A 23,169-nucleotide genomic window follows, 5' to 3' on the forward strand; every position below is an offset into this window, starting at 1 on the left:
CTACTGGAATGAGTAATCAGCGGGCACCATCTGCGTTTCTATGGCGAAGGTGACGACGTCACCAAGTTCGGGTATTGCGAAATCCATTCCCCATTGGCTGCGGCGGATCCTACCGGTCGCCGAGAAACCGATCTTCGGGACGCCCATCATCGGGTGCTCGGCCATTGAACCGTTGAACGTGACGTCGAGCGTTGCCGGGTGCGTCTCACCGCGGAAGGAGAGGAGGCCTTCGACGGTGCCGGTCTTCTCGCCCGTCACGTGGATCGTCTTGGAGACGAAGGTGATCGGCTTGGCTGCCAGGAAGGTCTCCCCGCTGCCGATCTCCGCATCGAAGTCGACCTTTTCCGGCCAGGGATAGTCGGTGCGGACCGAAAGCGGATCGATTGTAACGGAGAGCGTGGAGGTTTCCGGCTTTTCCGGCTTCCAGTCGAGCCGCGCATCGACTTTGGTGAAGCGCGCGGTGTAGCGCGACAGGCCGGAGTGGTTGAACGACCAGCTGAAGCTCGAATGCGAGGGGTCGGTCTTATAGGCCCCGCCCGGCGCCGGATCGGTGGCAAGGGCGGGGATCGTGCTCAAGGCAAGAGCAAGGGCGAATGCAGTTATACGAAGCATGGATGTTTCCTCAGGCGTGGAATGTTGCGGGGTATCGGCTCAGGCCGCCTTGTCGCGGCTGATGGCCTGGAGGCGCTCCCAGACGCGGTCGGGTTGTGGAATGTCGAGGTCGAATACGGTCTCGAACGTGTCGCAGATATGGTCGGCGCTCGTGATGCGCTGCTCGCTGAGGCTGTTTGCCGTTACCCGGCGCAGGCGGTCGTTCTGAAGGGCGACATAGCCGTCCGCCGTGTGCCGCAGGACCGCGAGCGCATTTGTGAACGGCGAGCCGGGATCCTGCATCAGCCAGCCGTGCGCTGCGGCCATCGCGGCTTCATCGCTATATTCGGGCTGAAAGTCGAAGCTTTTCGCGATGCCGCGCACGTGATTGTTGAAGCGCAGCCAGCGACCGTCCGCCGGCATGATCGAGAAGTCGAAACCGCGCTGGCTGATCGGCCCGGCGGCGATCGGCACCGGCTCGACGATGGCGTCCGCCACGCCGACTTCGGCGAGATAGGGACGGTCGAGGTCGACACGCAGCGTCAGATGATTGCCGATGGCGATGTCGCCAAGCTTTTCCCGGTCGACGCCGCCGCAAAGACGGGTCACACGGAAGCCGAGTGCTGCAAGCGCGGCGCCGAAGAGGCCGTTCATCTCGTAGCACCAGCCGCCGCGCCGCCCCTCGACCATCTTGGTGAAGGCCGCAGCCGGGGTGATCGCGGAGGGCCATCCCATGAAGGCGTCCAGCGTCTCCCATGTAAAGCTCATGAGATGGGCGCGGTGCAGCTGCGACAGGCTGCCGATGTCGAGACGCGACGGCCGCTCGATCCCGATCCGGGCCAGATAGGCATCGAGCTGCGTTGCTGTCAGGGTCATTCCGTTTTCATTCGAAGGGACATGTGTCATCCTTCGGTCTCCTTTCGATGGACCGTTGTTCAGGTTCTGGTGATGCGACGTAGAAATCCGTGCCGCGCTCCGGCATGCGGGCGGTGCGCCGATGTCTTTCGCCTGGTGGCACGAGGCCGCTGACGACGGGCAATGATGATTTTGAGGCCGTCCAGCCGGTGCGGCGCTTCTATAGCGCACCGCGAAAACCGCCGTTCCTAAATGAATGTGCAAGCCGTGCCGAATATCCTAAAAGTTTGCTAAGAAGACCAGGGATAAGCAACGGGGGACGGCAATGAAGGTCGACGACAGGCTGCTCGATTTTTTCAATCGGCCGCTGATGTGCATCCTCGCTGTGGCTGACGAGACCGGCCGCCCTTCGGCAGGACGCGGCGTCGGCTTCCATCTGCTGGAAGACCGCGAGACAATCGACGTCATCTTTTCTGCCTGGCAGTGGCCACGGCTCGAATCCTGTATCCGGCAGACCGGGCGGATCGCGGCCACCTTCGTCAGCCCGTCGGATTACGTCAGTTTTCAGCTGAAAGGGTCTGCCGAGATGCGAGAAACGGAAACACCCGACCTCGATCGTGCCGATCGTTTTATGACCGCGGCGACGGACGAGCTCGAATCCCTCGGCGTGCCGCGACGCCTTATCGCGCCTTGGCTGACGGCGCGCCAAGCGCGGGTCGCCCGGCTGGTGATCAGTGAAATCTACGTCCAGACGCCCGGCCCGCTCGCCGGCATGCTGGCAGGCACGCAGGCTGGCGCGAGGTCTCAATGAACCTGCGGCTTTCCGATCTTTCCGCCTGCTTCGAGGGTGTCATTCCCTCCATCATCGCCACGGCCTCGGCCGATGGCATGCCGAACATATCCTATCTCTCCCATGTGGTGCGGGTCGATGAGGAGCATGTCGCGCTCTCCAACCAGTTTTTCGCCAAGACGGCGGCGAATGTGCGCGCCAATCCCAAGGTCACGCTGATCGTCGTCGACGGGTTCACTGGAGATCAGTTCCTGCTCGATATCGGTTTTGTGCGTTCTGTCGATGCCGGCGCACTGTTCGACAAGATCGCCCGCCAGCTCAAGGCGAGCAGCGCGCAGGTCGGCATGTCGGATGTCATGCGGCTCAGGAGCGCCGATATTTTCCGGGTGCACGGGATCGAAAAGGTTCCCTCGCCGGTGGAAACGGCTCCGCCCATGACCGGCCGTGCGCCTGTCAGCCTTCCCGCCCTTTCCGAGGCGGTCAAGGCCATCGAGGGAAAGGCGGAGGCCGATGAGATCATCGAAAGCCTGCTGTGCGGCGTCCAACACGTTCTCGGATACGATAATGCGCTCGTGCTGATCCATGACAACCATCGCGGCTGCCTCACCACGACCGGCAGCATCGGCTACGAGCGCTCGGGCCTCGGATCGGAAATCGCCGGCAGCGAGGGATTGATCGGCGCTGCGGCAACGAGTGGCCAGACGATCAAGGTCAGCGATATGAGCCGCGTGCGTCGATTCGGCGAAGCGATCGGTCTGGAGGCGGACGGGGCTGAAAATGTCACGCGCATCGTCGCTTTCCCACAATTGCCGACGGCTATGAGCCAGATTGCCGTTCCCATGACCGTCCGCGGCACGGTGACGGGCGTACTCTTCGTCGAGAGCACGGAGCGGCTCGCCTTCCGCGAAGAGGACGAGGCTGCTCTCGAAATTCTGGTGGGACAGGCCGCCCGCGCCCTCAGGGCCAGCGAACAGGAAGCGGCAGCCGCCGAATTGAAACCGGTGGTCAGTTTGTCCGAACCTGCTACCGCTGGGCGAGAAGTCCGCGTCGTTCATCACCGCTTCGACGACAGCGTTTTCGTCGACGGCGCCTACATAGTGAAGGGCGTTGCCGGCACCCTGCTGCGGCTGATGCTCGATTGGCATCTGAGCGACGGCAGAAGCGAATTCACGAACCGGGAAATGCGGCTCGCGGCCGGTGCCCGCATGCCGGAGATCAAGGACAATCTCGAAACCCGGCTCCTGCTGTTGCGTCGCCGGCTCGAAGAGAAGCAGGCGCCCATACGTCTCGTTCGCGTCGGAAGAGGTCGGGTAAAGCTGGAGGCGGAAGGACCTCTCACGCTCGACGCGACCGCAGGCGATTACCCATGAATTGACAAATCAGGCAGGCAATTCTCTCGTGCTGAAGCTGGTGTCAGAAACCATAATCGGGATAAAATCGACATCGCCCATCAGCCGAAGCTGAGACGTTGAGCCGCTATTGAGGCGAGAACCGACAAGAGAGTTGACAGTAAAAGAATGCAGGATGTTGCAATTAGCGGACCTGTCGCGCCTGGTTCTTCCACAATTCCAGCAACATGAGTGATGAGGGAGGCAAATGCTGCTGCCATCGCGACTACGGTTGCCGCACTGAGGAAGATAACGACGGCTACCAAGCCGTCCAGCACAACTTCAATAAAGGGGTTTCCATCGTTCACGATTGAACCTCCACGCTCGCTGCGCCATAGGTCGCCACCCATCTTCCGCGAAAAGTTTACAAGCTGCAACCCTGAACCGTTAGGCTGCTGTGGTACGGCCGATGCCTCATCAAAGGTGATTCGGCGCGTCTCCAAATTTCGCGCATCGCAGCAATGGCTTCAGTATCTGAAGTATGGTGCGCCCTCCTGTCGCGGTCGACGGCCGTCGTCGACCGCGAAGTTCCTTCAGCTTCTCGTGATGATCCTCGGCCGCTCGGCGAGCCTCAGGCGGACTCAGCCCAGCATTGCTGCTGCAGGTCAGCCACGCTGCTGGACGTGTAGCATGCGCTCGCGTGTCGCGAACCACTCCTCGGCGTAATCGTCGTTCCTGTATTCGTCGAAATAGGGTCCGCCATCTGTGAAATGCACGATCTTGGCGTCATCGCGTTTGTCATATTCGTTGACGAGATAGTTCCAGATAATGGGTAGCTCGCCGATCAAATCGTCGCCGTCGAGCCACTTGAACTGGTGCAACTGCAGCCCGGTCGCGGTGTTGACATAATCAGGCGTCAGCGCCCTGCATTTCGCGTTATTGAAGAGGATCAGGCTCGACCAATTCTTCTTTTCGTATTTCGTCTGTACCTGGCCGAGAAATTTCGTTTCGACCTTCGGCTGGTAATCGTGTTTTACGCACATGACGGAATAGCGCTCATCGCGCAGCGCCCAGAGCTCGGCAATATCCGCGCGCGCAAGCATGTCGCAATCCATGAACAAGCTCCATCCCTCATACCGACTGAGATAGGGCGTCAGGAAGCGTGAGAAGGAGAACTCCGTCGACTGCAGGGCGTTGCGCTCACGCGTGAATATGCTTGCGATATTGTGCAGGTAGATCGGCGTGATCCTCACCGGCACGCTCGATTTTTCCAGAATGCTCTGTGATAGCACGTGATGGGCGACAACTTCCTTTGAATCAAAACCAACATAGATGTTGACGATATCGGTCATATCAATTTCTCCGTGGGACGAATTCTGTGTTGCCTTCAGGAAGCTTGCTTCTTTTGGCGGTCGAGTGCGCGCTGCTTGCGGGTCTTTGGCCGCGCCTTGCGGAAGGCCTGATCGAGCGCCCGCTGCCATTTGGTTAGCGACATCAGGCCGTCGATGAGGGTCAGCGCGTGATCGAGACGCGTCGAAAGTGCGTCGTTGATCGCCCTCTGGATCTCCTCGCTTTCCGCATCCGGAAATTGCCGGGTCAGAAGATCGAAGCGTGACGGCCCGGCATGTTCGGCGCTGGTGATGATACCTCTTCGCGCCAGAATCCCGAAATAGATCCGCTCGAATGTCCAGTCATGAACGTCGAAGACCTTCCAGCGCGCACTCCGTTTCCCGGAAAATCCGGCGAGCACGATCTTTGGTGTCACCTCAAGCTCGCGCATCCACACAACCAGCGCAAAGCCGCTCGTCGGAATCTTGTCCGGCGGATAGTGCCCCGACATCAGCATCTCGAGATCACTGTACATGACTGTCGCACCCTTGAATGCGCCGACGGGGCTGAAGCGTTCCTCGGGTGCCGTACGGATATTCAGAACGCCGAGGAACTTGTCAGACGTGAAGAATTTCAGGACCTCGTCCACCTCCCGCCGATGGACGATATTGGCGCCCATCATGCCGCTACGCGCCACAAGAATGGCATGCCCGGGAAAACTGTCGTCGAGAACCTTGTAGACCTTGTTGAAGAAGACGAACAACGTATCTCCGGGAAACTCCGTCCGCATCGACTGCGGATCGAGCGCCTCGCTATTGGCGACCAGAACGATGTGCGAGTAGCGATTGAAGAATGCGCGCCACGCATCGGCGCCCTGCGTGTGAAAGACGGGGCTTCGGGAATTTTCGGATCCGGGGCTCCTGTCAGCACTAGGGACCTCACTCGCGCCAAAATGTGCTTTCAGTTGTCGCGCGCGGTTCATCGCGCCGGCGCGCTTGCCGAGCGCCAGGAGATGGTCGGCGGCCTTTCGGAAGCCACTGCGCTGGCTGACAAATCCCGACCACGGCGTTTTCGAAAGCATGTTCTTATAAATATCGGCATAGTCCGACTGTCCAGCCTGCACCGAAAGATGCCACGGCTTGCGACGTCCGGTGAAATGCAGGAGCACAGCATTGTGGATATACGGCATGATACCGGTCTGGACATTCCAGCGGTTGTCCAGCCTTTGCCACATCCCGCGAAAGGCAATATTGAGAATATCCTGGTCGTTGGAGGCAAAGGATCGCCCTGATCTGAGCAGCGAACGCGCCATCTCGAAAAAGCCGCCGGCCCGGATGGCGGCGCAATCCATGAGAAGGACGCCGGCATTGAAATATCCCGCCCCCGGGTCGAGGCCGAGCTCCCGCTCCAACCGTCCGATCTTGTCGGGGAAGGCAATGCGGTAGTCGTCAACCGCGCCGATCGCCTTGCCATTGAGATCGACATCGAAGAGTGGATCGACATTGGCGACGGCCAATATATCCGCGTCAAGGTAAAGAACGCGCTCGAGTTCCTCGCCCATCAGCTTGTCGAGATAGAGGCGCGCAAGCGTCGACTTGTGCCAGCGGCCTGCCGTCTCGGGCGTATCGGTGGGAAAGGTGAAATCGACGACGTCGATATCGATGCCGTTGACGGCGTTGAAGGTCGCAACCCGAGCTTTCTGGTCCTCAGGCAAATCGATGCCGACAATGACCGGCTTGATATCGTTCCTTTGACTGTTGCGTCCGACAGACAGAAGCGCGCAGCAGGCTGCCGGAAGCATTCGCGCATCCGTAAACACGTATATGGCCTTGCGGCGTATAGGAACCGACATCCCACCTCCTGAGATATGCAGTATTCAACGACAAAAGGAGCCTTATTCGAGATTGGATATTCAATGAAAATTCGGAAAAGTCATTTCAACTTAACCACCTCAAGGCCCAAACATTGTGCGCAAGAGAGTTTTGTCAATGCCATCAGAGGGTTTTACCTCTTTTGGTATTCGCGGCAGCCTCGCCGACAACCGGCACGGTGTGGAGCCTACGGCCTCCGTGATCGCAGGCGTCAAGAGCAAGATCGGCATCGACAATCTGCGCGGTGAGAAGATCATCTCATTCTCACGTTTTGACGCTGACTTGGAGCGCCTTGGCAGCCTCGCTAACCGAAAGCATCGACGGTTCCTGGTGGAGCGATGCTGTGGAGCCTTCAGCCTATTGTCAGGATTCGATGTTAACGTTTTGTGACGCAATGGGCCGGGGAAAGACGCGCCCGATTTCCATTCATTGAACACCGGAGCGGATATGACCGAACAGTCTAACCGTCTAATATTGCATACCAATTCGCGAGACGAAGTTTTCGCCGAAGAACACGATTCCGTTGCCGACTTTTCGTTCAATTCGACCGTCGCGAATGTCTTTGACGATATGGTCAGCCGATCGGTTCCTTTTTATGGCGAGATGCAACGGATGGTCTGCGAGCTCGCCAGGGATTTCGCGCAGCCCCAGTCGAAGCTCTATGATATCGGCTGCTCCACGGCCACGACCCTTCTGGCGCTGGACCGTGAAGTTGACAATCACATCGATTTCGTCGGAATCGACAATGCTCCGGAGATGCTGAAGAAAGCTGCAGAAAAGATCGCGGAGTCCGGAACCAACCGCTCCATCGATCTTCACACGGTCGACCTCCATCGCGGATTCTCGATTGAGAAGGCAAGCGTCGTAACGATGGTGCTGACGCTGCAGTTTGTTCGGCCTCTCTACCGCGAGCGGGTCATGCGGACAATTTACGACGGGCTCAACGAGCAGGGGTGCCTGCTCCTGGTTGAAAAGCTAACCAGCGAAGACACGACATTCAACCGCCTGTTCATAGACCATTATTATGATTTCAAGCGACGGAACGGCTACTCCACAATCGAAATTTCGAAGAAGCGGGAGGCGCTGGAAAATGTCCTTATTCCTTACCGGTTGGACGAAAACATCCAGCTTCTTCGTGAGGCTGGCTTCAAAAGCACCGAGGTCTTTTTCCGCTGGTACAATTTCTGCGGGATCGTCGCAATCAAGTGAGCATCATGAAATACTTTATGCTGAGGATCGGCACGTTCTTCTTCAAATATCGCAATCAGGCTTTCCCACTGATCATTATCGCACTCTTTGCCGCTGTGCCGCCCTCGACCGCGCCATTGGGAAATCCTGCTCTCGAGCTGCCGAAGGACATGGTGGCCCTGCTCATCGTGCTCAGTGGGCTGATTTTGAGGGCGAGCGTTATTGGCTATGCCTACATCAGGCGGGGCGGCTTGAACAAACGTGTCTATGCCGATGACCTTGTCACCGAGGGCATGTTCGGCGTCTGCAGAAATCCGCTTTACGTCGGCAACATGCTGATCTACGTCGGACTGTTTGTCTTCCACGGCAATCCGTTCGCAATCGCGGTCGGATGCACTCTCTTTGCCTTTATCTATCAGTGCATTGTCTACGCCGAAGAAGCGTTCCTGCACGATAAGTTCGGCGCCGCTTACAAAGCCTACTGCCGAGATGTCCCGCGATGGGGATTGAAGCTCGACGCCTTCGACGAATCGACGAGAGGGATGGCGTTCAATCTGAAACGGGTGGTGGCAAAAGACTATTCCACGGTGTCGTCAACCTTTATCGCGCTGTTGGCAACCGAGTTTTATAAGGTCGCACTCGGCTCGATTACGGAACAGGAACGAGCCTTTGCAATCGTGCTGGGATTGCTTTTTGGGGCGGTTCTCGCCCTCACGGGATTAGTCAGTGCCTTCAAAAAGCGTGGTGTATTTGAAGAAATCAAGACTGAAGGTATTCAATGAGACCCGACTTGCGCCTTTCCACCTCGCTTCTGGCCACCTCGCTTCTGGCAGGCATTGCGTTTTCCGCTCTTGTATCGATTGCCGGCACGGCTTCCGCCGAAGATCTGGAATTTTCCATCTACGGCGGTTACCAGACGGCACCGCACAGCCACGTCGACGTTTCCGACGGCACTTCCTTCAGCGCCGGCTGGGAAGGCAAGTCCTTCGGCAGCCCGCCCTATTACGGCGGCCGTGTCACCTGGTGGCTCGGCGACTTCAACCTGACGAACTGGGGCGTGTCGCTCGACTACACCCATGACAAGGTCTATGCCGACGACGAAACCATGGCGCGTTCGCCGGGCTGGACGCATTTCGAATTCACCGACGGCCTGAACCTTGTGACGGTCAACGGCCTCTACCGCTTCAAGGACCCGGCGCGGCCCTGGACACCCTATCTCGGTGCCGGTGTCGGCGTGAACATTCCGCATGTCGAAGTCACCCGTCCCCAGGGCACGACCTTCGACTACGAATTCGGCGGCGTGACCTTCCAGGCGCAGGCCGGCGTCGACTTCCGCGTCACCGACCACTGGTCGACCTTCGTGGAATATAAGGGCACCTATTCGCGCGTCGACGTTCCGATCGACAGCGGCGACCGCCTGAAGACAAACATCGTCACCAATGCGGTTAATGTCGGCATTTCATACCACTGGTAATGCATATGGCGCCGACGTGACCTTCGCACGTTGGTCGTCTTGGCCTTCACCTGCAGCGGCTTCGGACTGCGTGTGGGAGAAGGCCTTGTCTGCTGCTGCGTACGTTGGTCGCTCTTGGCGATATCTGCCGGCGGCTTAAGTTCTTGTAAGGCGTTGGGTCCATGCTGTCTGTCGCGTTGCAGACCAACATAAGGTTTGCGCGAGCTTGTCCGGAGGCTCTCGCGGGTCCAAAGCCGGTCCATCGACACAGGCACGGAGCTCGCTCTACATTGAACTAAGGGGGTGGAACGTGCGCATACTCTTGGTCGAAGACGACGACCTCATCGGCGAGGCCGTTCGAGACCACACCAACACGGCCGGCTATGCGACGGACTGGGTCCGCACGATCGTCGATGCCGAGGCTGCGAGCAAATCTGTCGAGTACGGCCTCGTCCTCCTCGATCTGCAGCTTCCCGACGGCGACGGGCTCGTTCTCCTGGAGCACTTCCGGGCGTGGGGAGGCGATGCACCGGTAATCGTCCTGACTGCGCGTGATCAGATTTCCGACCGCATCGCCGGTCTTAACGCAGGCGCTGATGACTATCTGATCAAGCCGTTCAACCTCGATGAGCTCGAAGCACGGATCCTTGCCGTCCGTCGTCGCTACGAGGGGCGTCCGCAAAACATCGTCCAAGTTGCTGACATCGTGATTGAACGAGCAACGCATTCGATCACGGTCAGCGGACAGGACGTTCAGTTGACCCCACGCGAATGGGCGTTGCTCGATCTGCTTGTCCAGAGGCCGGGAAAGTTAGTGACGCAGAAGCGCATCGAGGAAGCCCTCTATGCGTTCGGCGAGGAGGTCGAGAGCAATACGGTGCAGGTCTACATCAGCAGGCTGCGCAAGAAGATCGGCATGGAGAAGATCAGGACAGCGCGCGGCATCGGCTATATGCTGATGGTTGAATGACGAAAAGCCGCAGCATCATCTGGCCGCTCATGACCGCGCTTTCGGGCGTCATGGTCGCTTTCTGGCTTGGGGCCATCGGACTTGGGATCCATGTGATGCGCTCGGAGTTTGACGAGGTCTTCGATAATGCGCTCGAGGAAACTGCCGAACGACTGCTGGCGATCGTCGAGGAGGGGCGGATTCCGGATATTCAGGACAGCGATCAGCAAGAGCGGGCGCCGGCGACCCCTCACGCCCGAGAATATCTGGTCTATCATGTGCGCGCAGCAGATGGGCACATTCTCTTCCGCTCGAAAGACGCTCCCGCGGAGCCCTTCGATGTGCCACTGACGGTCGGCTTTCATGATTCCGAAAAGTACCGTTTCTACACGGCTGCCAGTACAAATGGTGCGATATTCCTGCAGGTCGCCGACAAGTTCAGCAATCGGCGTGAGGCAGTCCGCGAAAGTGCGGTGACCATGCTCATCCCCCTTGCCGTCTTGCTGCCGCTCAGCTTGCTCTTGATGGCGTGGATTACGGGAAGAGCGGTGGACCCTATCAATAGGCTGCGCGAAGCGATCTCGGAAAAGAACGGGGGAAACCTATCGCCGGTCGAGACTGAGACGACGCCTCGAGAACTGAAACCGATCGCCCAGTCGGTCAACCTTTTGCTTCAGCGAGTGCGTGCCACGATCGATGCCGAAAGGGAGTTTGCCACCCACAGCGCGCACGAACTGCGTACGCCTGTGGCTGGAGCCTTGGCGCAGACGCAAAGGCTTCTGGCCGAGCTGCCGGACGGGGCCTTGAAGGCGCGGGCGCGCAATATAGAGCGAGCACTCACCAAGCTTGGACACACGTCCGAAAAGCTCTTGCAGCTCGCACGGGCGGAGGCCGGCCTTGGGCAGACCGCGGTCATGACCGACATCCGGCGTGTGCTCGATCTGATCATAGGCGACTACAGGCACGATTCAGCAACGACGCAGCGGCTCGTTTACGCAAGTTCGACCAAACCACTGATGCGTGCTGTCGATGTTGACGCGCTTGGCATTGTCGTAAGCAATCTCATCGAAAACGCAGTTGTTCATGGAGAGCCGGGTGGCCGGATCAGGATTTCCGTCGACGATGAAGGTATCATTGGCATCGCCAACGACGGCCCGGCGCTCTCTCCGACCGATCTCAAAGGCTTGAAATTGCGGTTTCGTCGCGGTGCGACCTCCGCCAAGGGTTCGGGGCTTGGCCTCGCGATCGCCGACACGATCGTCCGGCAGATGGGCGGAGTACTCGAGCTTCAATCGCCTGCAAGCGGTCGGGTGGATGGATTCGAGGCCCGGATCCTCCTTCCGTGATGACGGTTGGCGTCGTGGCGCCCGGCGGGAACGAGATTGCTCCTCGACGAAGGAGGTGACCTTGTCGCTCCCGCGCCAGAGATTCATTTATAACTGGCGAAGTCGAAATCGGCTCCGCTCTTCAGTGTGGCTTGATGTCGGAGGAGGTAATCCACACCCGTCCATCATATGCCAGTTCGCCGTCTGAGAACTTGCGATCGGCGATATCCTCATAAACATGAAGATACTGAAGGAGCCCTTGCATAACGTCGCCTTCACCGGCAGGCATTGCATCGTCGGTGATGCATACTGCCTGGTGCAGGTTTCCTTCCGTCATGATCAGGATAGCGTGACCGCCATAGAGGCGAATTTTACCGGGCACGGTTACGAGCGACATGGCACCCTCCTCGAAAATAGCCGGACAATATTGTTTCACTTTCCGGACGCTAAGGAGCCATGGTTAATGAAAGGTTAACGCTTAGCAATTCTGCAATCAGGAGAGGCTGCCACACTAAAAGGTCGTAACATATTCTCCGGTAGCGACCAACCAAACGCGCGCAGCTCTAGGGGGAGCGTTGGCAGTTTCGCGCGCGTTCAGAATGGGTTGGTGAGTTCGATCTGGCGATCAGCCACAGTGAACACCGCGCGGACCATCTAAGCGGGACCAAAACCGTGGCTAGTCCCGCAACTGTAATCCGATTGCTTGTCATCTGAGTAGTGGTTGCCTGCCGATCATGGCCGAAGACCCAAAGGACACGCCACTGCACCGCCACTCACCCTTGATGCCTCAGCTGAGACTATTGGGGCACGCTACTCATCTTCCAGGAATTTCCTGAGCGGCACGCCACGCCGACAAAACGTGTCATTCCATCAAGAGTTTGCTGACTGGTGACGAAGCTGCGGCATCCCTGCGCACCATCGCTGCTAGCATCGATCTGATCAATGACGCCGGCGCTGCCCGTCGAAGGATTCGCCCAAGCCAGAGGACTTGAGCCAACTGTCCCCTGGCCAACCGCGTCCGCAATTACCGCTTGGTCGGTTTGCGGAACGGCCTTGGAGACGACCGGTGACGTGATCGCTGTTTCGAGAGGCTCGGAGTGAGAACAAGCATTGAGTGCCGGGATCACGATCAAACAGACGAGCGCTATTCGGTAAATATTGGCAGGCATATATGTTGCAACTCTCTTTTGATGTTCACCTGCCATCCAATTGTGGCGAGGTCCGGACGAAGATGGAAATCCATGTCGGTCCGGCCACGGATCTCGCCGCAACTTCCCGACATTCCCCGTGCACCGGTGAACTCTTGACTTTGGCAAGAAACAGAAATTGCGTTAAAAGGCAGCAGCAGCGCCCTTCCGAAAAGGGATTGTCGCTGACGCTTGAAGCGCGGAGTAGGGCGTATATGGTCTCGTCGGGCAGGGCATCATTTCGCGTGGCGGCGGTATCGTTGCCGCTGATATTTATGGGTTTTCACCCTGCCTCGAGCCAGGATGCGAACTCCTCAAAAAGCCAGTGGATCATAACACTTGGAGGTTCCATCGAGTACGGTCCCTCTTACGAAGGATCGAAGCACCTTTCCTTCAGCGGGATGCCGTCTTTCGATTTCCGGCGCCTCGGCGAAGCGCCTGAATACAGCGCGCCGGACGATAATATCGACTACGGGCTGTTCGATATCGGCGGCGTGGAAATCGGCCCCGTCATCGGCCTGAGAGGCGGACGGTCGGCATTCGACGATTCTGAACTGCAGGGTTTACATTCGGTCCAGTGGAATCTGGACGCCGGGGTCTTTGCGCAATACTGGCCGATAGAGGATCGACTGCGTGTGCGGGCGGAAACACGTCAGGCGCTGTGGGGCGGCGACGGTCTGCTTGCAGATCTTTATCTCGATTGGTTCCAGCCGGTCGGCGATCGCTGGCTGCTGTCTGCCGGTCCGCGCCTGTCTCTGGCAAACGGCACCTATATGCGCAGCAATTTCGCGGTTTCCGCCGAGGAAGCCGCCAATAGTGGTCGCGTCGAGGCGTTCGACGCGAATGGCGGTCTCAAATCCATCGGTTTCACAGTGGCCGCCACCTACACGCTCTCACCGGCCTGGAGCGTGCAGATCTACGACAAATATAGCCGCCTGGTGGGCGATGCTGCCGACAGTCCGATCACCTCTAGACTTGGCTCAGCTGATCAGAACGTCATCGGTATCACGCTCAACCGCTCCTTCCAGATCGGCTTTTGAGCTCTGCGCTGTCGCTTTCTCATGCTGGCCGATATAGTCCCGCTTCACGGGAATGACATCGTTGCGCTTGCTTAACTGGATCTGGAAAACCACCAGATCTTCGTCGCGGAACGCGGCTTCGGCGTTTGCAAGGTAGAATTCCCACATGCGGCAGAGGCGTTCGTCGTAATGTGCGGCAGCCTCTTGCCGGCGCGCCAGGAAGCGCTTTCCGTCGGATCCGTCGCTGAAGGAAAGCTACGGCTCATTGGATGTGGTGTCGTTGAGGCAACCACGGGTGACGATGCGTGAGAGTGCACGCTCCAGGACCCAATTGCTGAACACCGACGCAGCCGCCTTACCATGGCGGAGAATGACATTCTGCGTTGGCCGCATCACCCATCCTTGTCGGCGTTTGCATGCGGCAGGATCGGTCCAACATCATTGTCACTGACGGAGCCCGTTTTTTCCGATGCGCCGGCGATCAGCCAGACACCGGCGAGGATCAGACCGCTGCCGACGATCTGAAGGCCGACGATCGGTTCACCGAAAGCGAACCAACCGGCGGCAATGATCAGCACGTAGCTGATGCCGGAAAGCGGAAAGGCCTTGCTGAGGTCGAGTTCGGCGAGCACCGTCATCCAGATGAAGAAGCAGACGATCTCGACGACAACGGCTGCCAGGATCCAGTGCGAGGTCAGCGCATCCTCCAGCCAGGTCGTTCCCTCGGCATTGCCGAGTTGCGTCACGCCAAGCTTGGTGAAAATCTGGAACAGCGTGTTGAGCACAGGCACGGCGAGCCATATCAGTCGCATCGACGTCATCACTTGGCCTCCTCCTGCGAAAAGAGCGGGGAGACCAGCCGTAACAGCGCCTGCAGCAGTCGATTGCGGTGGCGGAAGAACATGGTGTTTGCCGTGAGCCGGCTGCCGAGCCGCACCTTGTTTTCATAATAGGCCTGCCCGCTCTGGTAGCGGCGAAGGCCATGATCGAGGCAATAGCGCAGATTGGTGAACCAGCTGAGGAAATAGAGGTTGTAGAGCCGCCCTTTCTCGCCATCCATGCAGAAGAACTTGTCGATCGCAAGCCGCTCGTCATGAACGATCAGGTTGGCTGCGAGCAGCTCGTCGCCGACGAAATAAAGGGCGCAGAACGAGCGGCCCGCCATATGGGTGAGAATCCCCTCAAAATAGGCCAGGGTCAGCTCCTCGAACTGCCATTCGCTGCGATTGCGCGTGTCATGATAGAGCGTCATGACACGGGGCAGCAGATCGCCGATATCGGTCCTGATTTCGACCCTGACGGCATCAAAGGATTTCAGTTTTCGCCGCATGTCCTTTCGGGTGCCGGCCGACAGCCGGCCCATGTAGTCGTCTATGGTCCTGAAATCGATATCGAGCCAGGCGGACGGCAGGCCGCCGATGGCAGCATAACGGCGTTTTGAAAATAGCGCGCCGAATTCGGCGGCAACCGGTGCCGGAATATCCTTGATCCCCATCAGCGCGCAGCCCTCGTCGGCCGCAAGGGCCTCGAAGGCGGTGAGCAATTCGCCAAAAAGCGCCTGGCGGCGCTCCTCCGGCACGTCGGCGTGAAAGCCGATCGCGCCGGTTTCGGTGCAGGGCGAGCCAAGGCAGGCAAGCCGCATAACGAGAAAACCCGATGCATGCTGCCGCACGCGACGTATGAGCCGGCGCGGCATGCCTTCTTCCAGCGTGGTATCCAGCGGGTAAGGGCACAGGAACGCCGGCATCGCGGCGCTTATTTTTCCGTCTTCCACGACGGTCAGGTAACGCCACTCGAAGTCGCCGATGCCGGCGCCTTCTATTGCCAGAAGGCAATCATAATCCTCGACATGACCGCGGAAGCAGGCGTTCCACGCCTCGCGGCCGATGGCGCGGATCGTGTCATAGACCTGTGTGACCGGCTCGGCGCTCCCGGGAAAGGGACGTTTATGCGCGAATTGCAGCATGGCTTGCCTCGAAAAAGTCCGCCGTAAACGCTGCGACCTGCCGATGCTGGCGATCGAGATGGATCATGTGGTAGCTGTCCTTGATCCACCTGAGTTCGTGCGGCCCACCAATATGCTCGCAAATGTAGCGGGCGTGCCTCGGATTGCTGAGATCGTCTTCTTCCGCATGCAGGATCAGCGTCGGTGTCTGGATCTGCGGCAGGGTTCCGCGAAGCGCCTTGCCCAGCCGGTACATTTCGACGATGCCGCGTCCGGGGAACTTCTCGAGCATGCCTTCGCCTGCCATGCCTTCGACCATGCGCCGCATCCGCTCGTCCTTGATGCCGAGCGAGCCATTCTCCCTGAAATTGAGACGGTCGAGGAAAGGAATGCGCGACAACCATCCGATATGCGGTGATAGCAGCGTATAGTGTCTGGGAACATCCCAGCCGTCATAGCGGAAGCAGGGCGAATAGATAGCGACCGCCTTGATCAGGTCCGGCCGCTGTTCGGCGGCAAGCAGTGACAGTTTGCCGCCGACGCAGATGCCGGCCGCAAATGTCTCCTGCGTTCTCTCAGCCAGGAATTCGGAGGCCTGTATCACACTTGTCAGCCAGTCTTTCCAATGCGTCCGGCGCAATGTCTCGATATCCTCACCATGACCGGCCAGCAGCGGCGCATGGACGCTGTAGCCACGACGATTGAGCTGGCGGGCGACAAGCTTCATTTCGGCCGGCGCTCCGGTCAGGCCGTGGATCAGCAGCACACCTTTGCCATTCGTGCCTTCCAGGAAGAAACTCAATTCCTCAGACCTCATGGCGAAGCTCCGGCTCGCGGTTTTCCGGGGCCATGAAGCCGAATGCATGGCAGGTGCTGATCACGTGGGTGCCGGCCCTTTCCTGCTCGTCCTTGATCTGCTCGTGCAGAGCCGAGAGCTTCGTCCAGTGGATGCGTGGCCGGTAATGATGTTCGGCATGATAGCCATTGCCGAACCACAGCCAGTTGTAGAAGGGCTTGTGGCTGCTCACACCCCAGGCAATCGGTTCGTCCGGATCACCGTGAAGATGCTCATAATAGCCGTTGAGCGACGAGAGGCAGTTGCCGGCATAATAGAAGGGTATGAAGAACAGTACGGCCTTCCAGTCGTAGGTCAGCGCAATCGCCGCCAGGCCGAGAAAGGCCAAAAGCTCGAAACGTCCCCATGCGGCATCGAAGGGACGCCGCTTGGCGATGGCCTTGTGGATATCGCCGAGACTGTCGCGGAAGAAGCTCTTCAGCGTATAGGACCAGACGTTTTCCGGCTCGCCGTTCCGGCCGTGGCGATAGATCGACAGAAGATCGATCGTCTCGCCCTTCTCGTCCGGCCGGTCACTGTTGCCGGAATGATGGCGCATATGCACCCAGTGGTAATAGGTCTGGGAAAAGCCGATCGCCACCGACTCCATCAGGCTGAAGGCGTAGTTCATCCAGCGCGGCTTGAAATAGGGGGTATGGATGAAATTATGCGAGATGCTGTTGATGTTCCAGGATATCGACACGGCATAGAGGCAGCCCAGAATCAATGAGGCCCAGAGCGGCCGGCTCTGGAAGCCGGCGATCAAGTAGACGTCGAAAACGAGATGCGCCACGGCGGCAAGCACGGGGGCAGCATCCCACCTGGTATGAGCAAAGATTTTCATAGTCCGGTTGCTCCGACACAGGCCACGCCGGCGGTAACGAGAAACACGCCCGTCGCGTGACGAAGGTTGATATTTTCCCTGAAGATGACGGCGCCGGCGACGACAGTCGCCACATAGCTCAGCGCCATCAGCGGAAAGGCGATGGTGAGCGGCACGCTGGCAAGCACCGCCGTCCAGGCCAGCAGTTCGATGGCCCAGAAGACGATGCCGAGCCAGGTCAGCGGCTTGGTGAGCGTCGCCAGTGCGGGGCTGTCGCTGGCAGCCTGCTTGAAGCAGACCTCGCGCACCGTTTCCGCCAGCACGCAGAAGAGGATCAGGCCGAGCATCGGCAGTGTAAGGCTGCTGGTCATCCCATCGATTCCGCCAGGATTTCCAGCAATGCGTGATTTGCAGCGCTGTTGATATTTCGCACCGCATCGGCCGCTTGCCGCAGACGCGGTTGATCGATGAAGATTTCGGCCTGCTTGAGCAGGCGGGTGGTGAAGCCGCCAGCATAGCTCGGCACCGAATAATCGCCGATGACATCGGCGCCGATGATGCGATGGCGGCTGCCGATCTCGCTGATCAGCGCCATCAGATAGGGCAACCGCATGCGCCCCTGATCCCAGTTGGTTACGGCGTCATCGGCAGCGAGCACGTCCTTGTCGATTGTGACATAGACTGCTTCGGTACCTATGCGGCTGAGGATCCGGTCGATGAAATTGTCCTCGCCGATCTCGGAGATGGAATTCCAGTGCAGAGCGCCATTGTCCTGGCGGTAGCTCGCGCCGCTGCCAAAATCGGCCTTCACGCGGCTCGGCGGATGCTCGTAAGGGTAAAGCTCCAGCTTGCCTTGCCTCAGCCAGCTGAGATTGGCTCCCTTGCGCTCGGGATTGCGCAGATCGCGGCTGCAGACCCCAACGGTAACGACCCTTTCGATATTGGGGTTTGAAAGTGCGATGTTGACCCATGAGCCGCAATGCATGCCGCCCTCGAAGTTCACCCAGTCGGGGTGATTATCGAAATGAACGAGCGTGGTCGAAACCGGTCGCCGTTCGAGAGCGGCATCGAGCAGCAGGGCGGTCACATGGTGGAAATCGCCCGAGCCCATGAAGGCAAGCTGCGGCCCTCTGCCGCGCAGCGGCAGCGATCTGGCTATGTCCCGACCGAGTTCGGCAAGCATCTTCTGCCTGCCCCACAGTCTGATCGCCTTGCCGCTCAACTTGTCGACATGGTGGCACGCGCCCGCAAGCGTGCAGGCGCGCACGAAGTCCGGCTGCAACTCCAAAGCATCGTCGAGATGAAGGAGGAGGAGCTGCACCATTCTACCTCCGGACCGCGCGCGTGAAGAGCTGGTCGAGCAACGTCAGCGCCAGGTCGATCTCCTCGCGGGTAATCAGCAGGTTCGGAGCCAGCGTGATGACGTTTTTGTGGTAGCCGCCGACGTCGAGAACGAGGCCATAGGTTTTGCTGCCAACCCTGAGATCGCCTTTCATTCCCTCGTCGCACAGCCAGTCCATCGTCGCCTTGTCCGGCGTGAAGCTGTCTTCCTTGCAGATCTCGCATCTGAGCGCCAATCCAAGCCCGTCGACGTCGCCGACGATCGCATGGCGTTTCTGGAGCTGTTTCAAGCCATCGAGGAAATACGCCCCCTTGGCCATGATCGTTGCGCCGAAATCCTCCTCTTCCAGCATCTTCATGGTTTCGAGCGCTACGGCCGTGCCCATCGGGTTGCTGGCGAAGGTGGAATGCGTGGAACCGGGCGGGAAGATCGTCGGATTGATCATTTCTTCCCGGGCCCAGACGCCCGACAGCGGATTGAGCCCGTTGGTGATCGCCTTGCCGAAGACGAGAACGTCGGGTGAGACACCGAAATGTTCGATCGACCAGAGTTTACCAGTCCGGTAGACCCCCATCTGGATCTCGTCGACGACGAGCAGGATGCCGTGCTGGTCGAGAACCTTCTTGAGTTCGGCGAAGAAATTCATCGGCGGGATGACATAACCGCCGGTGCCCTGGATCGGTTCGATATAGAAGGCCGCGTATTCGGCGCTGCCGACTTTCGGATCCCAGACGCCGTTATATTCGCTTTCGAAGAGACGGGCGAACTTGCGCACGCATTGCTCGCCATATTCCTCCTTCGTCATGCCTTTCGGGCCGCGGAAATGGTAGGGAAACTCGACGAACTGCGCCCGTTCGCCGAAATGGCCGAAGCGGCGGCGATAGCGATAGCTGGAGGTGATCGCCGAGGCGCCGAGCGTGCGGCCGTGATAGCCGCCTTCGAAGGCAAACATCAGGCTTTTGCCGCCGGTATAGTTGCGCACCAGCTTCAGCGAATCCTCGATCGCCTGCGATCCGCCGACATTGAAATGAACGCGTCCCTTGCGGCCGAATTTGCGTTCGGCGTCCTGCGCGATCATGGCGGCCAGTTCGACCTTCTCTCGATGCAGATATTGCGAAGCGACCTGCGGCAGCCGGTCGAGTTGGCGATGAACGGCGGCATTCAGTCTTTCGTTGCGATAGCCGAAATTAACGGCGGAATACCACATCTGCAGATCGAGAAACGGCGTTCCCTTGGCGTCGTAGACGTAGGAGCCTTCGCATTCTTCGAAGAATTTCGGTTCCGCCATATAGTGGACCGTATCGCCATGCGAGCAATAGGTCTCCTCCAGCAAGCGCAACTCGGCTTCCGATCGCTCGGACAGCAGCCTCTTTTCGTTGAAGGTTTCGACGTTCACAATGTTCATAAGGTGGGCCTCTTGCTCTTCTGGTTCAGGCGATTTTGGATTGCAGCACCGCGCGGTGCTGACGCGCGATTCCTGGAATGACGGCTTTCATCTTGGAAAGCAGGTCGGTGAAATCATCGAAGCCGATGAAGGGGATGTTCTTGTCGCCGCAGTAGTCGGCGAGCCTGTCCTTGGCGAAGACAAGGTCAGCTCTGCCAGCGACGCAGAAATCGCTCCGTCCGTCGCCAATGTAGACCTGCGGCTCCATGCCGGCGACGACCCGGCATTTGCACACGCCCGAGCCGGATGAACAGCCGGCCGCGTTCGGGGCGGGGGCGAGGGTGTAAGTCTCAAGGCCGCCGACGACGCTACTGTGAAGCAGATTGGCGACGACGGGCAGATCGGTGATGCCGTTGCGCCTGAGCACATGGCGGATGAAATAATCGACGCCGTCGCTGACGATCGTCAGGGCCATGTCGTTGAGGCGGCAGTAGTTGCGGAATGCAGGGAAGCCGGGATCGATGGCCACGGTGTCGAGGATCGCATCGAGTTCGCGGCGGCTTGCCCGGATGAGGGCGACCTGGCGGCGCATGCACTCTGCCGATCCGATCAGACCGTCTTTCCATTGCCGCTCGATGTCTTCCCATTCGGGCTCGGCAAAACAGGACAGTACGACGTCCGTCACGTCCTGAATGGAAATCGTGCCGTCAAAATCAGAAAATACCTGCATCAAATAGTCCTTCGATCTGCCTTGCGGTCGTGTTTACCGACGGCCGATGAGGCAGACCTGAGAGGAAAATGATGCGAAAATGAAAAATGACGGAGCCGTTGCCGCTGGCTGGGATCGCGGCTGTCCGTGCCACGTCAGTTCTTGGGTAGTCGCAGCTCGACCCGCAGGCCGCTACCTCGGGACGGTGTGGAAAGCTGTACGGAAGCGGCAAGCCGGTCCGCCGTATCGGCAACGATTGCAAGCCCGAGGCCTGCCCCTTCGGCATTCAGCGTGTCGAGGCGATAGAAGCGGTTGAAAACGGCCTCCCGCTCCTCAGGTGGTATGCCCGGTCCGCTATCGCTGATCGATATCAGCCAGAACTCGCCCTCGGAGGCGAGGATGACCTCGATCCTGCCGCCGACCGGCGTATATTTGATGGCGTTGTCCAAAAGGTTGCTGATCATCATCTGCAGCAGCGATTCATCCGTCCTGATCTCCGCCGATTCGGGGCCTTCCAGCGAGACGTCGAGGTTGCGGTTATTGATAATATTGCCGAAGTCCGCCAGGGTCGTCGCGATCATGTGATAGAGCGGAACCGGCATAGGGTTGAGCGGATGGTGGCTGACCCTGGCAAGGCGCAGCAATTGCTCGATGAGATGAGTGGCCCTGTTGTTGCTGGTCACCAGATCAGAGATGATCGCCTTCTGCTCCTGCTGGTCATCGGTGCTCGCCAGCATCTGCAGGAGCAGCTTGACGCTTGCTTGCGGCGTGCGCAGCTGATGGGCGGCCAGATCGGAGAAGCGCCGCTCCAGGGTCAGGGATCGACCGAGTTTTTCGAGAAGCTGGTTGATCGAACGGCCAAGAGGCAGGAGGTCCTTCGGTAGATCCCCAACAGCAATGGCAGAAAGATCGTCCGGCGAACGGGTGCGGATCTGGCGCACAAGTCCGTGGATGGTCCGCAGACCGTTATGAATTCCGAGCCAGATCAAAAGGCCGATCACGGGGACCAGCACGAGCAGCGGAAAGAACAGGTTCAGAAGGATGTTGGAGACCAGCGTCTGGCGCAGGGAAATCTTTTCGCCGACTTCCATGACAATGCCGGAAGCCGGGATCGGCAGCGAATAGACGCGCCAGTCCTCTCCGCGATAGGCAAGGTCTGTGAAGCCCGCCTTCTGATACGGCACATCGGAGAGAAAGGCCGTGCTGCTATAGAACATGATTTTGCCGTTCACCCAGGCACGGAACATATGCGCATCGGCGTAGTCGTCTGCGTCCTCGTTGAAGGCGAGTTGATTGTCCATGCTGAAGTCGATGTCGTCGACCTGTTGCGGCGTGTGCTCCGGCGAATGCCGCAGCCGGTTATGCAACAGTCCCCACAACACGTTCGCATCGTTGATGAGTTGCGCGTCGTAGATGTTGTCGATCTCGCGTGTGGCGCTGTTGAAGGCGAAAGCGGCGATGACCATGATCGTCACCACGACGACAGGGGCGATCCTTAGGAAGAGCTTGCGCGTGAGGGTTGATGGGCTCATCGGTCGATCATGTAGCCGATGCCGCGGATCGATTTGATGAATTCGGTGCCGAGCTTCTTGCGCAGATTGTAGATCGTCACTTCGATGGCATTGCTTTCGACGCTGCTATAGGCATCGTAAAGTGCGTATTCTATGTCGTTCTTTGTCACGTAGCGACCGCTGCGCTCCATCAGCAGCTTGAGCAGATGGAATTCCTTTGCCGTCGTATGCACCTGTATATTGCCTTTGCGCGCCACCATTGCCGATGGATCCACCTCGACATCGCCGCATCGCAGCAGGCTTTCTGTCCGGCCGTCGCGGCGTCGGATGAGCGCGCGCACGCGGGCAAGCAATTCATCGAGGTCGAAAGGCTTGACCAGATAATCGTCCGCGCCCTCGTCGAGACCTTCGACCTTGCTCCTGATCGCGTCGAGCGCCGTCAGCAGTAGGACGGGAACGGAGTTGCCCTTCCGTCGCATGCCTTTCAGGACCTCTATGCCGCCAAGCAGCGGCAGGTTTATGTCGAGTATAACGGCTGCAAAATCCGAATGCTCCGCCGCTTCGAGGCCTGACTGGCCCTCGCGCATCCAGTCGACGCCATAGGCGTGCTTCTCCAATGCCTTCTTCAGGGATGAGCCGAGAATGCTGTCGTCTTCAACAAGCAGAATGCGCACTTTCGCTCCATTCCTGACGCAGTCAGATCCGGCTGATGTGAATTGCGATTTGAAGCATTGT

General features: G+C 58.8%; 26 protein-coding genes and 1 pseudogene. 9 read left to right on the forward strand and 18 right to left on the reverse strand.

Annotation, left to right across the window (positions count from 1 at the left end; genetic code table 11):
• Nucleotides 1-612: a YceI family protein gene (locus tag ACK9YZ_RS24130; RefSeq protein ID WP_416067873.1), complete on the reverse strand. Its 612-nt coding sequence runs from the start codon at nucleotides 610-612 to the stop codon at nucleotides 1-3.
• Nucleotides 613-651: 39 nt separating this feature from the next.
• Entirely contained in the window at nucleotides 652-1,467 is an 816-nt protein-coding gene (locus tag ACK9YZ_RS24135) for an arylamine N-acetyltransferase family protein (protein WP_416067874.1), read from the reverse strand.
• Nucleotides 1,468-1,771: 304 nt separating this feature from the next.
• Here ACK9YZ_RS24135 and ACK9YZ_RS24140 point away from each other — a divergent pair, with 304 nt between their 5' ends.
• Both ACK9YZ_RS24140 and ACK9YZ_RS24145 read left to right on the forward strand, forming a co-directional pair.
• Nucleotides 1,772-2,257: a pyridoxamine 5'-phosphate oxidase family protein gene (locus tag ACK9YZ_RS24140; RefSeq protein WP_416067875.1), complete on the forward strand. Its 486-nt coding sequence runs from the start codon at nucleotides 1,772-1,774 to the stop codon at nucleotides 2,255-2,257.
• Nucleotides 2,254-3,606, forward strand: coding sequence for a GAF domain-containing protein (locus ACK9YZ_RS24145; protein WP_416067876.1), 1,353 nt, complete (start codon nucleotides 2,254-2,256; stop codon nucleotides 3,604-3,606). Before ACK9YZ_RS24140 ends, ACK9YZ_RS24145 begins: the two co-directional genes overlap by 4 nt.
• 80 nt (nucleotides 3,607-3,686) lie before the next feature.
• Here ACK9YZ_RS24145 and ACK9YZ_RS24150 read toward each other — a convergent pair whose 3' ends face one another.
• From ACK9YZ_RS24150 to ACK9YZ_RS24160, 3 genes are all read right to left on the reverse strand, one after another.
• The gene (locus tag ACK9YZ_RS24150; RefSeq protein ID WP_416067877.1) at nucleotides 3,687-3,932 is read right to left on the reverse strand and encodes a hypothetical protein; all 246 of its coding nucleotides are present in this window, start codon (nucleotides 3,930-3,932) and stop codon (nucleotides 3,687-3,689) included.
• Nucleotides 3,933-4,229: 297 nt separating this feature from the next.
• Nucleotides 4,230-4,916, reverse strand: coding sequence for a glycosyltransferase (locus tag ACK9YZ_RS24155; RefSeq protein ID WP_416067878.1), 687 nt, complete (start codon nucleotides 4,914-4,916; stop codon nucleotides 4,230-4,232).
• A gap of 35 nt (nucleotides 4,917-4,951) precedes the next feature.
• A complete protein-coding gene (locus ACK9YZ_RS24160; protein ID WP_416067879.1) occupies nucleotides 4,952-6,745 on the reverse strand; it encodes a glycosyltransferase family 8 protein in 1,794 nt (597 codons plus the stop codon).
• Nucleotides 6,746-6,881: 136 nt separating this feature from the next.
• Between ACK9YZ_RS24160 and ACK9YZ_RS24165 the strand changes: the two genes are divergently transcribed.
• The 6 genes from ACK9YZ_RS24165 (at nucleotide 6,882) to ACK9YZ_RS24190 (ending at nucleotide 11,700) form a co-directional block, all read left to right on the forward strand.
• The gene (locus tag ACK9YZ_RS24165; RefSeq protein ID WP_216759336.1) at nucleotides 6,882-7,154 is read left to right on the forward strand and encodes a hypothetical protein; all 273 of its coding nucleotides are present in this window, start codon (nucleotides 6,882-6,884) and stop codon (nucleotides 7,152-7,154) included.
• Between the two features lie 57 nt (nucleotides 7,155-7,211).
• Nucleotides 7,212-7,973 (forward strand): carboxy-S-adenosyl-L-methionine synthase CmoA, encoded by a 762-nt coding sequence (gene cmoA / locus ACK9YZ_RS24170; protein ID WP_416067880.1) that lies wholly within the window; start codon nucleotides 7,212-7,214, stop codon nucleotides 7,971-7,973.
• A gap of 5 nt (nucleotides 7,974-7,978) precedes the next feature.
• Entirely contained in the window at nucleotides 7,979-8,734 is a 756-nt protein-coding gene (locus ACK9YZ_RS24175; protein ID WP_416067881.1) for a methyltransferase family protein, read from the forward strand.
• Entirely contained in the window at nucleotides 8,731-9,426 is a 696-nt protein-coding gene (locus ACK9YZ_RS24180) for an outer membrane protein (protein ID WP_416067882.1), read from the forward strand. Before ACK9YZ_RS24175 ends, ACK9YZ_RS24180 begins: the two co-directional genes overlap by 4 nt.
• Nucleotides 9,427-9,715: 289 nt before the next feature.
• The gene (locus ACK9YZ_RS24185) at nucleotides 9,716-10,375 is read left to right on the forward strand and encodes a response regulator (protein WP_416067883.1); all 660 of its coding nucleotides are present in this window, start codon (nucleotides 9,716-9,718) and stop codon (nucleotides 10,373-10,375) included.
• Nucleotides 10,372-11,700, forward strand: coding sequence for an ATP-binding protein (locus tag ACK9YZ_RS24190; protein WP_416067884.1), 1,329 nt, complete (start codon nucleotides 10,372-10,374; stop codon nucleotides 11,698-11,700). The genes ACK9YZ_RS24185 and ACK9YZ_RS24190 overlap by 4 nt, the downstream gene beginning before the upstream one ends.
• Before the next feature lie 121 nt (nucleotides 11,701-11,821).
• Here ACK9YZ_RS24190 and ACK9YZ_RS24195 read toward each other — a convergent pair whose 3' ends face one another.
• Nucleotides 11,822-12,076 (reverse strand): hypothetical protein, encoded by a 255-nt coding sequence (locus tag ACK9YZ_RS24195; protein WP_216759330.1) that lies wholly within the window; start codon nucleotides 12,074-12,076, stop codon nucleotides 11,822-11,824.
• Between the two features lie 400 nt (nucleotides 12,077-12,476).
• Complete coding sequence (locus tag ACK9YZ_RS24200) at nucleotides 12,477-12,848, reverse strand: RT0821/Lpp0805 family surface protein (RefSeq protein WP_416067885.1); 372 nt, start codon at nucleotides 12,846-12,848, stop codon at nucleotides 12,477-12,479.
• Between the two features lie 233 nt (nucleotides 12,849-13,081).
• Here ACK9YZ_RS24200 and ACK9YZ_RS24205 point away from each other — a divergent pair, with 233 nt between their 5' ends.
• Entirely contained in the window at nucleotides 13,082-13,906 is an 825-nt protein-coding gene (locus tag ACK9YZ_RS24205; RefSeq protein WP_416068494.1) for a MipA/OmpV family protein, read from the forward strand.
• On the opposite strand, the pseudogene ACK9YZ_RS24210 reads toward ACK9YZ_RS24205, so the two are convergent.
• From ACK9YZ_RS24210 to ACK9YZ_RS24260, 11 genes and pseudogenes are all read right to left on the reverse strand, one after another.
• Nucleotides 13,847-14,113 (reverse strand): annotated as a pseudogene (locus tag ACK9YZ_RS24210) (SAM-dependent methyltransferase); the annotation flags it as partial. The gene ACK9YZ_RS24205 and the pseudogene ACK9YZ_RS24210 sit on opposite strands and share 60 nt — an antisense overlap.
• 164 nt (nucleotides 14,114-14,277) lie before the next feature.
• Nucleotides 14,278-14,706, reverse strand: a complete 429-nt coding sequence (locus ACK9YZ_RS24215; RefSeq protein WP_416067886.1) for an EamA family transporter — start codon at nucleotides 14,704-14,706, stop codon at nucleotides 14,278-14,280.
• Nucleotides 14,706-15,851: a GNAT family N-acetyltransferase gene (locus tag ACK9YZ_RS24220; RefSeq protein ID WP_416067887.1), complete on the reverse strand. Its 1,146-nt coding sequence runs from the start codon at nucleotides 15,849-15,851 to the stop codon at nucleotides 14,706-14,708. Before ACK9YZ_RS24220 ends, ACK9YZ_RS24215 begins: the two co-directional genes overlap by 1 nt.
• Nucleotides 15,832-16,647: an alpha/beta hydrolase gene (locus tag ACK9YZ_RS24225; RefSeq protein ID WP_416067888.1), complete on the reverse strand. Its 816-nt coding sequence runs from the start codon at nucleotides 16,645-16,647 to the stop codon at nucleotides 15,832-15,834. The genes ACK9YZ_RS24220 and ACK9YZ_RS24225 overlap by 20 nt, the downstream gene beginning before the upstream one ends.
• Nucleotides 16,637-17,509 (reverse strand): fatty acid desaturase family protein, encoded by an 873-nt coding sequence (locus ACK9YZ_RS24230; protein WP_216759324.1) that lies wholly within the window; start codon nucleotides 17,507-17,509, stop codon nucleotides 16,637-16,639. Before ACK9YZ_RS24230 ends, ACK9YZ_RS24225 begins: the two co-directional genes overlap by 11 nt.
• Complete coding sequence (locus ACK9YZ_RS24235) at nucleotides 17,506-17,859, reverse strand: permease (RefSeq protein ID WP_416067889.1); 354 nt, start codon at nucleotides 17,857-17,859, stop codon at nucleotides 17,506-17,508. Before ACK9YZ_RS24235 ends, ACK9YZ_RS24230 begins: the two co-directional genes overlap by 4 nt.
• Nucleotides 17,856-18,809 carry an arginase gene (locus tag ACK9YZ_RS24240; protein ID WP_416068495.1) on the reverse strand — a complete coding sequence of 318 codons (954 nt, stop codon included), beginning with the start codon at nucleotides 18,807-18,809 and terminating at the stop codon, nucleotides 17,856-17,858. Before ACK9YZ_RS24240 ends, ACK9YZ_RS24235 begins: the two co-directional genes overlap by 4 nt.
• Nucleotides 18,810-18,813: 4 nt before the next feature.
• Entirely contained in the window at nucleotides 18,814-20,235 is a 1,422-nt protein-coding gene (locus ACK9YZ_RS24245; protein WP_416067890.1) for an aspartate aminotransferase family protein, read from the reverse strand.
• A 25-nt stretch (nucleotides 20,236-20,260) separates the two neighbouring features.
• Nucleotides 20,261-20,944, reverse strand: a complete 684-nt coding sequence (locus ACK9YZ_RS24250; RefSeq protein WP_416067891.1) for an MtnX-like HAD-IB family phosphatase — start codon at nucleotides 20,942-20,944, stop codon at nucleotides 20,261-20,263.
• A 134-nt stretch (nucleotides 20,945-21,078) separates the two neighbouring features.
• Nucleotides 21,079-22,455, reverse strand: a complete 1,377-nt coding sequence (locus tag ACK9YZ_RS24255) for an ATP-binding protein (protein WP_416067892.1) — start codon at nucleotides 22,453-22,455, stop codon at nucleotides 21,079-21,081.
• Entirely contained in the window at nucleotides 22,452-23,108 is a 657-nt protein-coding gene (locus ACK9YZ_RS24260) for a response regulator transcription factor (protein ID WP_416067893.1), read from the reverse strand. The genes ACK9YZ_RS24255 and ACK9YZ_RS24260 overlap by 4 nt, the downstream gene beginning before the upstream one ends.
• Between the last annotated feature and the right edge of the window lie 61 nt (nucleotides 23,109-23,169).

The sequence above is a fragment of the Rhizobium sp. ZK1 genome, assembly GCF_047782645.1.
In the GTDB taxonomy this organism is placed as follows: domain Bacteria; phylum Pseudomonadota; class Alphaproteobacteria; order Rhizobiales; family Rhizobiaceae; genus Rhizobium.

Bases quoted from the DNA above. Each gene is read 5' to 3' on its own strand.
- ACK9YZ_RS24130 (WP_416067873.1), bottom strand. From the start codon at position 612: ATGCTTCGTATAACTGCATTCGCCCTTGCTCTTGCCTTGAGCACGATC.
- ACK9YZ_RS24135 (WP_416067874.1), bottom strand. From the start codon at position 1,467: ATGACCCTGACAGCAACGCAGCTCGATGCCTATCTGGCCCGGATCGGG.
- ACK9YZ_RS24140 (WP_416067875.1), top strand. From the start codon at position 1,772: ATGAAGGTCGACGACAGGCTGCTCGATTTTTTCAATCGGCCGCTGATG.
- ACK9YZ_RS24145 (WP_416067876.1), top strand. From the start codon at position 2,254: ATGAACCTGCGGCTTTCCGATCTTTCCGCCTGCTTCGAGGGTGTCATT.
- ACK9YZ_RS24155 (WP_416067878.1), bottom strand. From the start codon at position 4,916: ATGACCGATATCGTCAACATCTATGTTGGTTTTGATTCAAAGGAAGTT.
- ACK9YZ_RS24160 (WP_416067879.1), bottom strand. From the start codon at position 6,745: ATGTCGGTTCCTATACGCCGCAAGGCCATATACGTGTTTACGGATGCG.
- ACK9YZ_RS24165 (WP_216759336.1), top strand. From the start codon at position 6,882: ATGCCATCAGAGGGTTTTACCTCTTTTGGTATTCGCGGCAGCCTCGCC.
- cmoA (WP_416067880.1), top strand. From the start codon at position 7,212: ATGACCGAACAGTCTAACCGTCTAATATTGCATACCAATTCGCGAGAC.
- ACK9YZ_RS24175 (WP_416067881.1), top strand. From the start codon at position 7,979: ATGAAATACTTTATGCTGAGGATCGGCACGTTCTTCTTCAAATATCGC.
- ACK9YZ_RS24180 (WP_416067882.1), top strand. From the start codon at position 8,731: ATGAGACCCGACTTGCGCCTTTCCACCTCGCTTCTGGCCACCTCGCTT.
- ACK9YZ_RS24190 (WP_416067884.1), top strand. From the start codon at position 10,372: ATGACGAAAAGCCGCAGCATCATCTGGCCGCTCATGACCGCGCTTTCG.
- ACK9YZ_RS24195 (WP_216759330.1), bottom strand. From the start codon at position 12,076: ATGTCGCTCGTAACCGTGCCCGGTAAAATTCGCCTCTATGGCGGTCAC.
- ACK9YZ_RS24200 (WP_416067885.1), bottom strand. From the start codon at position 12,848: ATGCCTGCCAATATTTACCGAATAGCGCTCGTCTGTTTGATCGTGATC.
- ACK9YZ_RS24205 (WP_416068494.1), top strand. From the start codon at position 13,082: ATGGTCTCGTCGGGCAGGGCATCATTTCGCGTGGCGGCGGTATCGTTG.
- ACK9YZ_RS24215 (WP_416067886.1), bottom strand. From the start codon at position 14,706: ATGACGTCGATGCGACTGATATGGCTCGCCGTGCCTGTGCTCAACACG.
- ACK9YZ_RS24220 (WP_416067887.1), bottom strand. From the start codon at position 15,851: ATGCTGCAATTCGCGCATAAACGTCCCTTTCCCGGGAGCGCCGAGCCG.
- ACK9YZ_RS24225 (WP_416067888.1), bottom strand. From the start codon at position 16,647: ATGAGGTCTGAGGAATTGAGTTTCTTCCTGGAAGGCACGAATGGCAAA.
- ACK9YZ_RS24230 (WP_216759324.1), bottom strand. From the start codon at position 17,509: ATGAAAATCTTTGCTCATACCAGGTGGGATGCTGCCCCCGTGCTTGCC.
- ACK9YZ_RS24235 (WP_416067889.1), bottom strand. From the start codon at position 17,859: ATGACCAGCAGCCTTACACTGCCGATGCTCGGCCTGATCCTCTTCTGC.
- ACK9YZ_RS24245 (WP_416067890.1), bottom strand. From the start codon at position 20,235: ATGAACATTGTGAACGTCGAAACCTTCAACGAAAAGAGGCTGCTGTCC.
- ACK9YZ_RS24250 (WP_416067891.1), bottom strand. From the start codon at position 20,944: ATGCAGGTATTTTCTGATTTTGACGGCACGATTTCCATTCAGGACGTG.
- ACK9YZ_RS24255 (WP_416067892.1), bottom strand. From the start codon at position 22,455: ATGAGCCCATCAACCCTCACGCGCAAGCTCTTCCTAAGGATCGCCCCT.